General features: G+C 63.1%; 8 protein-coding genes. 3 read left to right on the top strand and 5 right to left on the bottom strand.

Going from position 1 to position 13,676, the window contains the following annotated elements; all coding sequences use genetic code 11:
- Window positions 1–108 precede the first annotated feature (108 nt).
- A complete protein-coding gene (locus tag J5M73_RS23225; RefSeq protein ID WP_115581844.1) occupies window positions 109–1,497 on the bottom strand; it encodes a sodium:solute symporter in 1,389 nt (462 codons plus the stop codon).
- 335 nt (window positions 1,498–1,832) lie between these two features.
- Window positions 1,833–2,783, bottom strand: coding sequence for an agmatinase (gene speB / locus J5M73_RS23220; RefSeq protein ID WP_011059912.1), 951 nt, complete (start codon window positions 2,781–2,783; stop codon window positions 1,833–1,835).
- Window positions 2,784–3,140: 357 nt separating this feature from the next.
- On the opposite strand from speB, the gene J5M73_RS23215 reads away from it, so the two are divergent.
- A complete protein-coding gene (locus tag J5M73_RS23215; protein WP_102861700.1) occupies window positions 3,141–4,034 on the top strand; it encodes a LysR family transcriptional regulator in 894 nt (297 codons plus the stop codon).
- 9 nt (window positions 4,035–4,043) lie between these two features.
- On the top strand, window positions 4,044–4,643 hold the full coding sequence (locus J5M73_RS23210; protein WP_102861701.1) for a DTW domain-containing protein: 600 nt from the start codon (window positions 4,044–4,046) through the stop codon (window positions 4,641–4,643).
- A gap of 103 nt (window positions 4,644–4,746) precedes the next feature.
- Here J5M73_RS23210 and J5M73_RS23205 read toward each other — a convergent pair whose 3' ends face one another.
- Genes J5M73_RS23205 through J5M73_RS23195 form a run of 3 tightly spaced genes read right to left on the bottom strand, consistent with a single transcriptional unit; the run spans window position 4,747 to window position 9,668 of the window.
- On the bottom strand, window positions 4,747–6,102 hold the full coding sequence (locus tag J5M73_RS23205; RefSeq protein ID WP_102861702.1) for an HlyD family type I secretion periplasmic adaptor subunit: 1,356 nt from the start codon (window positions 6,100–6,102) through the stop codon (window positions 4,747–4,749).
- A gap of 11 nt (window positions 6,103–6,113) precedes the next feature.
- Window positions 6,114–8,273 carry a type I secretion system permease/ATPase gene (locus tag J5M73_RS23200; protein WP_102861703.1) on the bottom strand — a complete coding sequence of 720 codons (2,160 nt, stop codon included), beginning with the start codon at window positions 8,271–8,273 and terminating at the stop codon, window positions 6,114–6,116.
- Between the two features lie 18 nt (window positions 8,274–8,291).
- The gene (locus tag J5M73_RS23195) at window positions 8,292–9,668 is read right to left on the bottom strand and encodes a TolC family outer membrane protein (RefSeq protein ID WP_207816231.1); all 1,377 of its coding nucleotides are present in this window, start codon (window positions 9,666–9,668) and stop codon (window positions 8,292–8,294) included.
- A gap of 578 nt (window positions 9,669–10,246) precedes the next feature.
- On the opposite strand from J5M73_RS23195, the gene J5M73_RS31910 reads away from it, so the two are divergent.
- A partial coding sequence (locus J5M73_RS31910) for a retention module-containing protein (RefSeq protein WP_243433908.1) occupies window positions 10,247–13,676 on the top strand: 3,430 nt, incomplete at its 3' end.

Below are 13,676 nucleotides of genomic sequence, written 5' to 3'. Positions count from 1 at the left end.
TGAAGCGAGTGTCATCCGGCGTTGTGGCACTTTCTCGTGGACGAAAAAAACGGGTGCGGCCACCGACGCCGCACCCGTCGAAGAAAACTTCAGGCGTCTGACTTCAGGTCAGATCGCATTGGCCAGAGGCACCGAGCGCCGGGAGACCAGGCTCACCACCACGAAACTCACCAGGCCCACGGCCAGGCTGTAGTAAATCGGTGTGTTGGCGTCCAGGCCGTCCTTGAACATGAAGAACAGCGCGGTCATGAAGCCCAGAGACATGCTGGTGATGGCCCCGGCCGTGGTGGCGCGTTTCCAGTAGATGGCGCCGATCAGCGGAATCAGCATGCCGCCCACCAAAAGGTTGTAGGCCAGGGTCAGGGCACTGATCACGTCGCTCACTACCAGGGCGATACCCAGCACCACAACGCCCAACAGCAACGTCGCGATGCGGTTTTCATGCACGTCGCCATTGCCGCTTTCACGGCCACCGCGCAGCCGCGGCAACAGGTCCTGGGTCACGGTGGTGGAGGCCGCCAGCAGGCCGGCGCTGGCGGTGGACATCAGGGCTGCCAGAGCCGCGGCAATCACCAGGCCGCGAACGCCGTTGGGCAGGCTGGTCTGGACGATGCTGGCGAAGGCATTGTTGACGTTGTCCAGATCCGGCAGCAGCACCTTGGCGGCCATGCCGATCAGCGCGCCGGCCAGGCCGTACAGCACGCAATAGATGCCGGCCGCGGTCCCTGCAATCTTGGCTACTCCTTCGCTGCGGGCGGTGAACACTCGTTGCCAGATGTCCTGGCCGATGAAGATGCCGAAGAAGTAGATCAGGAAGTAGGTGAGGATGGTGTCCCAGCCGATGGCGGTGAAGTCGAAGTAGCTGGCCGGCAACTTGGCCACCAGGCTGTCCCAGCCGCCGGCGTCGACGATGGACAGCGGCATCAGCAGGAACACCAGGCCGATGGTCATGATCAGGAACTGCACGATGTCGGTCAGGGTCAGCGACCACATGCCGCCGATGGTCGAGTAGAGCACCACCACACCGCCGCCCACCAGGATCGATACCCAGAATGGCAAGCCGAACAGCACCTGCATCACTGTCCCAATGGCAATGGTGGAGGTGGCGCCGATCATCAGTGCGTAGACCAGCATGATCAGTCCGCTGGCGTGGCGTGCCGCGGGGTTGTAGCGGCGCTCCAGCACTTGGGTGACGGTGTAGATCTTCAGTTTCAGCAAGGGTTTGGCCAGAAACAGGCTGAGTCCGACGATGCCCAGGCCAATGGCGCCGCAAAGCCAGAAGCCGGAAATGCCGTGGACGTAGCCCAGGCGTACGGTGCCGATGGTCGAGGCGCCGCCCAGTACGGTGGCCGCCATGGTACCCAGGTAGAAGCCCGGCCCGAGGTTGCGGCCGGCTACCAGATAGTCATCACGGGTCTTGGCCCGGCGCATGCCGTACCAGCCCAGGGTGATCATGCCGGCGGCATAAATCAGTACTACGAGAATATCCAAGCCCATGTTCGGGTCCTCACAAGCAAGTTGTTATTGTTGTTGCCACCCGCCGATGCGGACGGTCACCCCGTTGACCAGTGGAGGCCGGTCTTCCGGAAGAGCTGCGGTTGCTGGGGCAGTTCAGGCCAAGGGGGGCCTGTTTCGAGAGAGGTCGTACAGGGTGCTGCGTCGAGGGGCGGGAATCTGGGCGTCCCCGTTGTTCATGTCGTTAAGGCTGTTTTCTTTATTGTTATTCATGATCTGCTCCGACCACGTTGGCTAAGGTGTTGCGCTCCTTTGCATGACGGTTCCATGGCCGCGCTCGTGCTTGAGCGCGGCACCAGCCCTCCCAGGGCCGAGACTCAGCGGTGGGCCACGCCGGGCAGTACGCAGAGCATTTCGTACAGCAGGTTGGCACCCAGCAGCGAGGTGTTGCCGGTGGTGTCGTAAGGCGGCGAAACCTCCACCAGGTCGCAGCCCACCAGGTCCAGGCCCTGGCAGCCACGGACGATCTCGATGGCCTGGATGGTGGTCAAACCGCCGATTTCCGGGGTGCCGGTGCCTGGAGCCCAGGCCGGGTCGATGCCGTCGATGTCGAAGCTCAGGTACACCGGACCGTTGCCGACCTTTTCACGGACTTCGGCCATCAGCGGTTCCAGGGATTTGTGCCAGCACTCTTCGGCCTGGACCACACGGAAGCCCTGCTTGCGGCTCCAGTTGAAGTCTTCGGCGGTATAGCCCTGGGCGCGCAGGCCGATCTGCACCACGCGGTCGCAGTCCAGCAGGCCTTCTTCCACGGCGCGGCGGAAGGTGGTGCCGTGGGCGATCTTCTCGCCGAACATGTGGTCGTTGACGTCCGCGTGGGCATCGATGTGCACCAGCCCGACCTTGCCGTGTTTCTTGTGGATGGCCCGCAGGATCGGCAGGGTGATGGTGTGGTCGCCGCCCAGGGTCAGGGGAATCACGTTGTGTTCGAGGATGCCGTCATAGGCTTCTTCGATGATGCGCACCGCGTCCAGCAGATTGAAGGTGTTGATCGCCACGTCGCCGATGTCGGCCACCGACAGCGAGTCGAACGGGGCGGCACCGGTGGCCATGTTGTAAGGGCGGATCATCACCGACTCGGCGCGGATTTCCCGCGGGCCGAAACGGGTGCCGGCGCGCAGCGAGGTGCCGATGTCCAGAGGCACGCCGACGAACGCAGCGTCCAGGCCGGCGGCGGATTGCAGATGGGGAAGACGCATCATGGTGGCGATGCCGCCGAAGCGCGGCATTTCGTTGCCGCCCAGTGGTTGGTGGAGAATCTTGTCCACGGGATAGGCCTCATCGTTGTTTTATATTTATGGGGCTGAGGGCGCAGCAGGTGCCGCCCGATCAACCGAGTGGGCCGATTCTGCGAAATGTAGTTCGGGGAAAGAATCGCTACGGACAAATACTTAGTTCAGATTTTTCTAAACTAATGGCCAGGGCCGCGCTAGACTCTCGCGCTGCTGCCAACGCCCTGCGAAGCGTTGCAGCCTGCCCCCGTCCGGCGGTGCAAGCAGCGTTATCCGGGTGACGGGGGCGATTGAACGTGGGCATGGATGGCATCGGGTCTGCTTCATCGCGCGGCACGAGCACGCGCACTTGTTACAGGGAAGTGGTTGTTTTGCCTGTTATCGGAGCCTGTCATGGCCAACGCTTTACCTGATCTGAAACTATTGCGCATCTTCGTCAGCGTGGTGCGCCATCAGGGGTTCGCCAATGCCCAGCACGAACTCAATCTCTCGACGTCGGCCATCAGCACCTACATGAGCCAGCTCGAAGGCGCTCTCGGGCTGGTGCTCTGCCACCGTGGCCGTGGCGGGTTCAGCCTGACCAGCAAGGGTGAGCTGTTCCACCAGGAGACCTTGCGTCTGCTGGGGGAGCTGGAGGGCTTCGAACAGTACGCCGCGGCCCTCAAGGGCGAGTTGCGCGGCACCCTGAACCTGGGGGTGATCGATTCCACCGTCAGCGACAAGGCCCTGCCGTTCGCCGAGGCCATCGGCGCCTATAGCCAGGAGCATCCGGCGGTGCATTTGCACCTGTCGGTGATGAGCCCCCACGAACTGCAACTGGGGGTCCAGGACAACCGCCTGGACCTGGCCATCGGCGCCTTTTCCACGCGCATGAGCGGCCTGGTGTACATGCCGCTGTACCGCGAGCAGCACTGGCTGTACTGCAGCAACCGGCATCCGCTGTACAGCGAGCGGCGCATCCCCGAGCAGGTCATCACCCAGCAGCGCATGGTCGGCCGTGGCTACTGGAGCCAGGCGGAACTGGCCCGGCACGGCTTCAAGCACAGCGCGGCGACTGTCGAAAGCATGGAGGCGCAGTTGATCCTGGTGCTGTCCGGCGCCTACATCGGCTACCTGCCGGAACACTATGCCCAGGCCTGGGCCGACAAGGGCGACCTGCGGGTGCTGCTGCCGGCAACGTTCGGCTACCAGGCGCCGTTCTCCCTGATCATGCGTCGTGGCCGGGGCCGTGAACCCCTGATCCAGACCTTTCGCGATCTGCTCAAGGCCCAGCTCAACCAGTCATAAGGAATTCCCATGTCCCGAGCACGCTGCGAGCGTTGCCTGCGTCCCACAGGCCATTGTCTGTGCCCGCTGATCCCGGATTTGCCCAGCCGCACCCGGGTGTTGCTGCTGCAGCATCCCAGTGAGGTCAACCACGCCTTGAACACGGCGCGGCTGGCGGCCCTGGGGCTGCACAATGCGCAGTTGCGGGTGGGTGAGGTGTTCGAGGATCTGCCGACGCTGCTCGCTCAACCCGGATACCGGGCCTGCCTGCTGTTCCCGGCGGACGATGCCCAGCCGCTGCAGGCCTATGCCGAGACCGATGAACCGCTGCTGCTGGTGGTGCCCGACGGTACCTGGCGCAAGGCCCGCAAGCTGTTGCACCTCAATCCGCTGCTGGCGGCCTTGCCGCGAGTGACCCTGGCCGCCGCGACGCCCTCGCGCTATCGCCTGCGCAAAGCCCCGGGACCGGGTGCGCTGTCGACCCTGGAAGCCATTGTCCAGGCGTTGCAGGTACTGGAGGCGCCGGCCTCCTTCGAGCCCTTGCTGCGCCCCTTCGAGGCCCTGATCGAAGGGCAGATCGCGGCGATGGGCGAAGACACCTACCAACGCAACCACGGCGCCAAACCCTGACGTCTTGCCTTCAGGTGCGGGCTTGCCCGTGAAAGCACTCTCAAGTCTGCGGCAAAGTCAGAGGGCCTCTTCGCCGGCCAGCCGGCTCCTACGTAGCCGGCAGTCAGCGTTCGCGCATGGCTTCGGTGCGGGCCTTGAGCACGGGCTTGAGCAGGTAGTCCAGCACGCTTTTCTCGCCGGTGATGATGTCCACCGTGGCCACCATGCCGGGGATGATCAGCAGTGGATTGGTGTCGCCCCCCAGGTGGTTCTTGTCGGTGCGTACCTGGATCAGATAGAAGCTGTTGCCCTTGTCGTCGGTGACGGTGTCGGCGCCGATCAACTCCAGCTTGGCGCTCAGACCGCCGTAGATGGTGTAGTCATAGGCGCTGAACTTGACCATGGCTTTCTGTCCGGGGTGCAGGAACGCCACGTCCTGAGGCCGGACCTTGGCCTCAATCAGCAGGTTGTCTTCCATGGGTACGATTTCCACCAGGTCGCTGCCGGGCTGGACTACGCCGCCGATGGTGTTGACCTTGAGCAGCTTGATCACGCCGTGCACGGGCGATACCACCGTGGTGCGGTTGACCCGGTCATCGATGGCGATCCCCGACGCGGTGATCTTCGACAGGTCAGTGCGTTTCTCGTTGAGTTCCTTGGCGGCATCGGAGCGGAAGGTCTGCACCGATTCATCGATCTTGCTCTTGATCTCGTTGATGGCCGATTCGGCCCGTGGAATGGCCAGGGTGGTGGCGTCCAGGGAGCCGCGAATCTCTACCGCGCTGCGCTTGAGCCGCAGGATTTCCACCGGTGACACGGCGCCAGTGCCCACCAGGGGGGCCGACATGTTCATCTCTTGATTGAGCAGGGCCAGGCTGGAGCTGTATTGCCCCTGCTTGGAGCGAAATTCCGCCAGTTCCTGGGTCTTCTGCCGCAACTGTTCGCTGAGGGTGCGCTGCTCGCTGGCCAGGCGCCGTTGGCGCTGGTCGTAAAGCGAGCGTTCGTCTTCCGCCACTTGCGGCGCCTTGCTCAGCACTTCGGCGGATGGGGTGAAGGGCTTGCCTTCGGCTTCGGCGGACAGACGCTCGACCTGGGCCATCAAGGCGAAGCGATCCGCCTCGCTCTCGCCCTTGTTCGAGCGAAAGCGCGTGTCATCCAGGCGCAGCAGGGTCTGGCCCTTGTCCACCATCTGCCCCTCGCGGACGAAAATCTCGGTGACAATGCCACCTTCCAGGTTCTGGATCACCTGGATCTTGCTCGAAGGAATGGCCTTGCCTTCGCCCGTGGTGACTTCCTGGAGCACCGCGAACCTGGCCCATACCAGTGCGCAGAGGATCAGCGCGGCGGCGATCCAGACCGTCAACCGTGATCTGCGGGGCGAGTCTTGCAACGAGGCTTCTGCGGTTTCCGGCATGAATTCGCTTTCCGCGCTTCGGCGAAAACTGCCCAGGTAACTGCGGGGTGACGATGGTGTAGACATGCTCGGCACTCCTAGACGGCTGCAGAGCCAACACGGCCCTTGCGCAGTGCATCGATAACCGCGTCTTTCGGTCCGTCGGCGACGATCCGTCCTTCGTCCAGAACCACCAGGCGGTCCACCAGGCTGAGCATCGAAGTGCGGTGGGTCACCAGCAGCAGAGTCTTGCCCTGGACCTTGGCATGCAGGCGCTGACGCAGTGCGTCTTCGCTGCTGTTGTCCATGGCACTGGTGGGTTCGTCCAGCAGCAGGATCGGCGGGTCCAGCAGCAGGGCCCGGGCCAGCAGCACCGCTTGGCGCTGGCCGCCGGACAGCAGTTGCCCACGTTCACCCACCGGTCGGTCGAAGCCTTGGGGGTGGGCGCGGGCCAGTTCGGTGACCCCGGTGAGCTCGGCGACTTCGAGCATTCGGGCATCGCTGATGTAGCGCGCGCCCAGGGTCAGGTTGTCCCGCAGGCTGCCGGCCAGCAGCGGCAGGTCATGGGCGACGTAGCCGATCTGCTGACGCAGGTCGGCCACGTCCAGTTGCCGCAGGTCCAGGCCGTCCAGCAGCAGTTGGCCTTCTTCCGGGGTGAGAAAACCCATCAGCAACCGGGCCAGGGTACTTTTCCCCGAGCCGCTGCGGCCGATGATGCCGACCCGCTCTCCGGGCTTGAGGCTGAAACTGATGGTGTTCAGCGCCGGGGTGCTTTGCCCGGGGTAGCGAAAGCTCACTCGGCTGACTTCCAGGGCGCCGTGCAACTGGGTGCGCTCCAGAGGCCGCTGACGGGCATCGCGTTCCTGGGGCAGGGCCATCAAGGCGTCGGTGCTGCGCATGGTCAACTGCGCCTGTTGGTAGCGGGTGATCAGCCCGGCGATCTGTCCCAATGGCGCCAGGACCCGACTTCCGAGCATATAGGTGGCCACCAGGGCGCCGACGCTGAGGTTGCCGGCGATGATGCTGTAGACCCCGGCGACGATGGTGGCCATGCCGGACAACTGCTGAATGAACAGGGTGCCGTTGGTGGCCAAGGCCGAGAGGTTGCGGGCGTGGCTGTCGAGGCGGGTCAGGGCGCCGTGGGTGCTTTCCCACTTGTGCTGGCGTTCGCTTTCGGCACTGCAGGCCTTGAGGGTTTCCAGGCCGCCGAGGGTCTCGATCAACAGCGCCTGACGTTCGGCACCCAGGGCCAGGCTTTTTTGCACGGTGTCCCGCAGGCGCACCTGGATCAGCATGGCGAAGACGATGGTGATGGGGAACGCGAGTATCGGGATCACCACCAGCCAGCCCCCGAGCAGGCCGATCACCACCAGCATCAGCAGGGCGAAGGGCAGGTCGATCAGGCTGGTCAGGGTCACGGCCGTCAGAAACTCCCGCAGGCCCTGGAAGTCGTGGATGCTTTGGGCAAAGCCGCCGATGGTGGCTGGTCGGGCCTTCATGTTCATGCCGGTGATGCGTTCGAACAGGGTGGCGGAGAGGATCACGTCGGTCTTTTTCCCGGCCTGGTCCAGCAGGTGGGCCCGTACCACCCGCAACACCAGCTCGAACCCGGTGCCCAGCAGCAGGCCCAGGGTCAGCACCCAGAGGGTCGAGGTGGCCTGGTTGGGCACCACCCGATCGTAGGTCTGCATCACGAACAGCGGCACCATCAGGCCCAGCAGGTTGATCAGGAGGCTGGCGAGAATGGCGTCGCTGTAGAGCCAGCGCGAGAGCTTCAGGGTGTCGCGAAACCAGGCGTCGACCCTGGGCACCAGGGGGCTGCGCAGGTCTTCAAGTTCATGGCGGGGGCGGGCGAACAGGGCCTGGCCGCTGTATTCCCGGGCCAGTTCCTCGCGGCTCACCCACTGCTCGCCACCTTCGGCCTCGCTGGGCAGGATCAGGGCCTGGCCATCCTCGCCCCAGCGCCTGAGCACCGCGCAACGACCGCCCTGGAGAATCAGCAGCACCGGCAGGTTGAGAGCGGATATCGCCCCCAGTTCCCGGCGCAGCAGACGAGCCTGAAGGCTGGCCCGGGCCGCGGCCCGGGGCAGCAGGTCGAGGCTCAGGCGTTGCTTGTCCAGGGGCAGGCCTGCGCTGAGGCTGCCCCGGCTGACGTTGCAGCCGTGGAGTCGGCACAGGATCAGTAATCCGTCCAACAGCGGGTCGTCGAAGCTGGCACGCGGATCGGCGTGCGGGCTCCCGGGTTCGAGGCTGGTCAAATCGAGTCCTCCACGGGACTACTTCATTTCCGGCAGGCGCGCCTCGCTTTTCACTTCGCTTTGGGCGATGGCTTCGGCCGGTACCACGACTTTTTCCTTGCTCAGCAGTTCGCCCATGTTGGCCAGTACCCGGTACATGGAGAACTCTTCGGTGTAGCGCACTTCGGTGTAGCGGCGGTTGGCGTTGTACAGCTCGTTTTCACTGTCCAGAACGTCGAGCAGGGTGCGTTGGCCGAGGCCGAACTGGTCCTGATAAGCGGCCCGCACCCGGGTGGTGGTTTCCGCATATTCCCGGGCGGTGGGGGTCTGTTTCTTGGCGTTGAGCATGGCGTTCCAGGCCAGGGTGATGTTTTCGTTGAGCATGCGCAGGGCGTTGTTGCGGATGTCCATGGCCTGGTTGATCTTGTGCGCGTTGGACTGCAGGCGGGCCTTGTCACTGCCGCCGCGGAACAGGTTGTAGTTCATGATCACCCCGACCCGCCATTCGTTGTCGTGGCCCAGGTCGCCCTGCACATTGTCGTTGGCGTTGACTGCGGCCTCGGCGTCGAAGCGTGGATAGAAGGGCGACTTGGCCACTTCGTACTGACTCTCTGCCGCCTGGATGTCAGCCTGGGCGGACTTCAGGTAGGGGTTGTTCAGCAGCATGCTCTGCTTGGCGTCGTTGAGGTTCTGCGGGATTTCGCCGCGGATCGACGGCAGGCTTTCCAGCTCGTCGGGCAAGCGTCCGACTGCGCTGTAGAAGTTGGCCTCGGCATCGGCCAGGTCGACCTGAGCGGTGTCGTAGTTGTTCTCCGCCAGGGCACGCCGGGCCTTGGACTGGTCGAGGTCGGCGGTACTGCCCACGCCTTGCTGGCTGCGCAGGCCGATCTGGTCGTTGACCCGCAGGTGGGCCTGCAGGTTGTTCTTGGCCAGGGTCAAGAGTTCACGGCGCTTGAGCACTTCCAGGTACACCTCGATGGTGCGCAGGGCGAGGCTTTCGGCGGTGCCGCGGGTGAAGTAGGCCCGGGAGTTGACCACCGACTGGGTGCGGCCCACTTCATTGGCCGCGTTGAAGCCGTCGAAGAGCATCTGCCGCAGGCGCAATTCCGACTGGGTGTAATTCAGGGTCTCGGTGTTGTGGTTGCCGGTACCGCGTGCCACCCCATAGCCGCGGGTGGTGCTGTTGTCGCTGTAGCCACGGCCGTAGCCGGCATTGAGGTCCAGGCTGGGATAGAAGCCACCCTTGGCCACCTTCACATCCTCATCGGCAGACAGCCGGTTGTTCTGGCTGGCGCGAAGTTCAGGGTGATTGTCCAGAGTGCTCTGGATGGCTTCAGTCAAAGACATGGCCTGAGCCGGGCTGACGCAGATTGAGGCCAAAAGAATTGCACCGCTGAGGGGGGTGAAAACGCGCATGGGTGTCTCTCCCTGATCCAGTGAAACAGTGTTTTCGTCAAAAATATGACTAAAAAATTGAGACTTAACCGTCTCATCTTGTTTACAACAGAGCTAAGAACATCCAGAAGGATAGCTAAGAAAAAAAAATCATAAGTTTTATGCCAAAAAAAACTTATGCATGTTTGTCAAAGCAAGACATTGTTCCAATCGCAAGCCCGGAATTTTCAGGCGTTGAGGCATTTCCTGAAGTTTCTGGGGACGTTCAAATTTCAGGTAGTTCAGGGCGGGGAAGTGGTTACAAGGAAGAAGGTACGGAACAGGATATGGCGGCATTTTTTTGGCGATTTCGCCTTTTGACCTGTTTCGCACAATGTAGTTGGTGAGCGATCCGAAGGCACGGATGAGGCTGTTTTGTCCGGCGCCCTGCGGTATCAGCCGTCCGACTGGTAGCAAGGGAGGGCGGGACATCAAGACTGGCGCGCTTCGCCATGGGGGCGGAGCGGCCAGGCACAGGGTCTGTTCAACCACGGGTTAACGCTGTCTGCGCTGCCGCTAGCAAGCGGATGCCGATTGTTCTCGGCATCGGAGGAGTGCACATGGCAACGTTAATCGGCATTGTGACCAAGGTGATCGGGCAGGTTTACGCGGTAGGCGCGGATGGCGCCCGTCGTCTCCTGGTGGAGGGGGACCGGCTGTTTGTCGGTGAGCAGTTGGTCACTGGAGCCGAAGGTGCGGTGGCAGTGCATCTGCAAAATGGCCAGGATCTGACCCTGGGCCGTGACAGCAGCCAGCAACTGACGGCGCAGTTGCTTGACCAGCAGGCCACTCAGGTCGATACCCCGCAAGTGCTGGCACCCAGCGATGCGCAACTGAGCGATGTCGAACAACTGCAACAAGCCATTGCCGCCGGTGATGACCCAACCCAAACCGCCGAAGCCACTGCGGCGGGCCCCACCGGTACCGGTGGCGCGCCGGGTGCCGAGGGCGGCGGTCACAGCTTTGTTCTGCTGGAGGAAGTCGGGGGCCGGGTCGAGCCGGTGATCGGCTTTCCGACAGCGGGCTTCAATGGCATCCCCGAATTTGTCCCTGAGCGCATCGATGGCCTGCTGCCGATCAATGGTGCAACCCCCAACAACCCGGTGAGCCTGAGTGGGCTTGCGGTGGAGGGCGGTGAACTCACGGTCAATGAAGCCAACCTGGAGCAGGGCTCGGCAAGCAATCCGGCGGCCCTGACCCAGAGTGGCACTTTCACAGTCTCGGCCCCGGATGGGCTGTTCAGTCTGAATGTCGGTGGCATCAATGTGGTCAGCGGCGGCGTGGCGGCGGCTTTTCCACAATCCATTGCCACCGGCCTGGGCAATACCCTGACCATCACCGGCTTCAACGCGGCCACCGGGGTGGTCAGCTACAGCTACACCCTCAATGGCAATGATCTGCACTCTGCGGCGGATGGCACCAACAGCCTGAGCGAGCAGTTCAGCGTGGTTGCCATCGACAGCAATGGCGACTCGGCCAGCAACACCCTTGACGTCAATATCACCGACGATGTGCCGACGGCAGTCAATGACAACAACGCAGGCACCGCCTCGGAAAGCCAACTGACCCTGAGCGGCAATGTGCTGACCAATGATGTGCAGGGCGCTGATCGGGTGGCGGCCGGACCTGTTACTGCCGGCACCTTCAATGGCACCTTCGGCACCCTGGTGCTGGCGGCGGACGGTAGTTACACCTATAGCGTGAACACCAGCGATCCGGCCTTCCTGGCGCTCAAGGGCGGCGGCAGCGGCACTGAAACCTTCGCCTATACCCTGACTGATGCCGATGGCGACGCCAGCACCGCCAACCTGGTGCTGCAGGTGAACAACAATGACGACCCGGTGCTGCTGCGGGGCTTGGAGGTCGAGGGAGGCGAGCTCACTGTCTATGAGAAGAACCTGACCACCGGCAGCGGCCCGGATACCCCGGCCCTGACCCAGAGCGGCACCTTCACGGTGACCGCCCTGGACGGCCTGCAAACCTTGACTGTCGGCGGTATCACCGTGGTCAGCGGCGGCGTACCGGCGGGCTTTCCGCAAAGCGTCACCACTGGCCTGGGCAATACCCTGACCATCACCGGTTTCAACGCGGCCACCGGGGTGGTCAGCTACAGCTACACCCTCAATGGCAACGATGCCCATCCGAACGCCAATGGTGCCAATAGCCTTGGCGAGCAGTTCGATGTAGTGGCCACTGACGTGGATGGCAGCAGTGCCAGCGCCTCACTGGATGTGAACGTGGTGGACGACCTGCCCACGGCGGTCAACGACAGCAATCCCGGGACCGCCTCGGAAAGCCTGTTGAGCCTGACTGGCAATGTGCTGGGCAACGACGTGCAGGGCGCCGACCGGGTCGCTTCCGGGCCGATCACGGCCGGCACCTTCACCGGAACCTATGGCACCCTGGTGCTGGCAGCGGATGGTTCGTACACCTATACCTTGCATCCCACCGACCCTGCGTTCCTCGCGCTGGGCGGGGGCGGCAATGCTACCGACACCTTCACCTACACCCTGACCGACGCCGATGGCGACCCCAGTACGGCCAATCTGGTGCTGCAGGTGCACAACAATGACGATTCGGTGACCTTGAACGGCCTGGAGGTCAATGGTGGCGAACTCACCGTTTACGAGAAGAACCTGACCACTGGCAGCGGCCCGGATACCCCTGCGTTGACCCAGAGCGGCACGTTTACTGTAACGGCCCTTGATGGTCTGCAGAGCCTGAACGTGGGCGGCATCAGCGTGATCAGCGGCGGGGTGGTGGCGGGTTTTCCGCAATCCATCGCCACCGGCCTGGGCAACACCTTGACCGTTACCGGTTATGACGCAGGCACCGGGGTAGTCAGCTACAGCTATACCCTCAATGGCAACGATGCCCATCCGACGGCCAATGGCGTCAATAGCCTCAGCGAACATTTCAGTGTGCTGGCCACTGATGTGGACGGCAGCACCGCCAGCGGCTCTCTGGACGTCAACGTGGTGGACGACCTGCCCACGGCGGTCAACGACAGCAATCCCGGGACCGCTTCGGAAAGCCAGCTGACCCTGACCGGCAACGTGCTAACCAACGACACTCAAGGGGCAGACCGAGTGCCCAGCGGGCCGGTGACAGCCGGAACCTTTACTGGCACCTACGGCACCCTGGTGCTCAATGCCAACGGTTCCTACACCTACACGCTGAATACTGCGGATGCCGACTTCAAAGCCCTGCGCGGCAATGGCAACGGCACAGAAACCTTCGCCTATACCGTCACTGACTCCGATGGCGACCCGAGCACAGCGAACCTGGTGCTGCAGATCCATAACAACGATGACCCGGTGACCTTGAACGGTCTTAACGTCAACGGTGGCGAGTTGACGGTCTATGAGAAAAACCTCAGCGACGGCAGCAGCCCGGATACCCCTGCGTTAACCCAGAGCGGCACGTTTACCGTGACCGCGCTGGACGGCCTGCAAACCCTGACCGTGGGCGGCATCAATGTGGTCAGCGGCGGCGTTGCGGCGGGGTTCCCGCAAAGCGTCACCACCGCCTTGGGCAACACCCTGACTATCACCGGCTACAACGCCGGAACCGGAGTCATCAGCTACAGCTACACCCTGCTGGACAATGATGCCCACCCGAGCGCCAACGGTGCCAACGGCCTCAGCGAACAGTTCAATGTGGTGGCTACGGATGTGGATGGCAGCAGTGCCACCGGAACTCTGGATGTGAATGTGGTGGACGACCTGCCGACTGCGGTCAACGACAGCAATCCGACTACTGCCTCGGAAAGCCAGCTGACCCTGACGGGCAACGTGCTAACCAACGACACTCAAGGGGCAGACCGAGTGCCCAGCGGGCCGGTGACAGCCGGAACCTTTACGGGCACCTACGGCACCCTGGTGCTCAATGCCAACGGTTCCTACACCTACACGCTGAACACTGCGGATGCCGACTTCAAAGCCCTGCGCGGCAATGGCAACGGCACAGAAACCTTCGCCTATACCGTCA

Origin of the sequence: Pseudomonas sp. 50_B, from assembly GCF_017491625.1 — a bacterium.
Classification (GTDB): domain Bacteria; phylum Pseudomonadota; class Gammaproteobacteria; order Pseudomonadales; family Pseudomonadaceae; genus Aquipseudomonas; species Aquipseudomonas danubii.
This window is presented reverse-complemented; position numbering and strand designations above follow the sequence as displayed.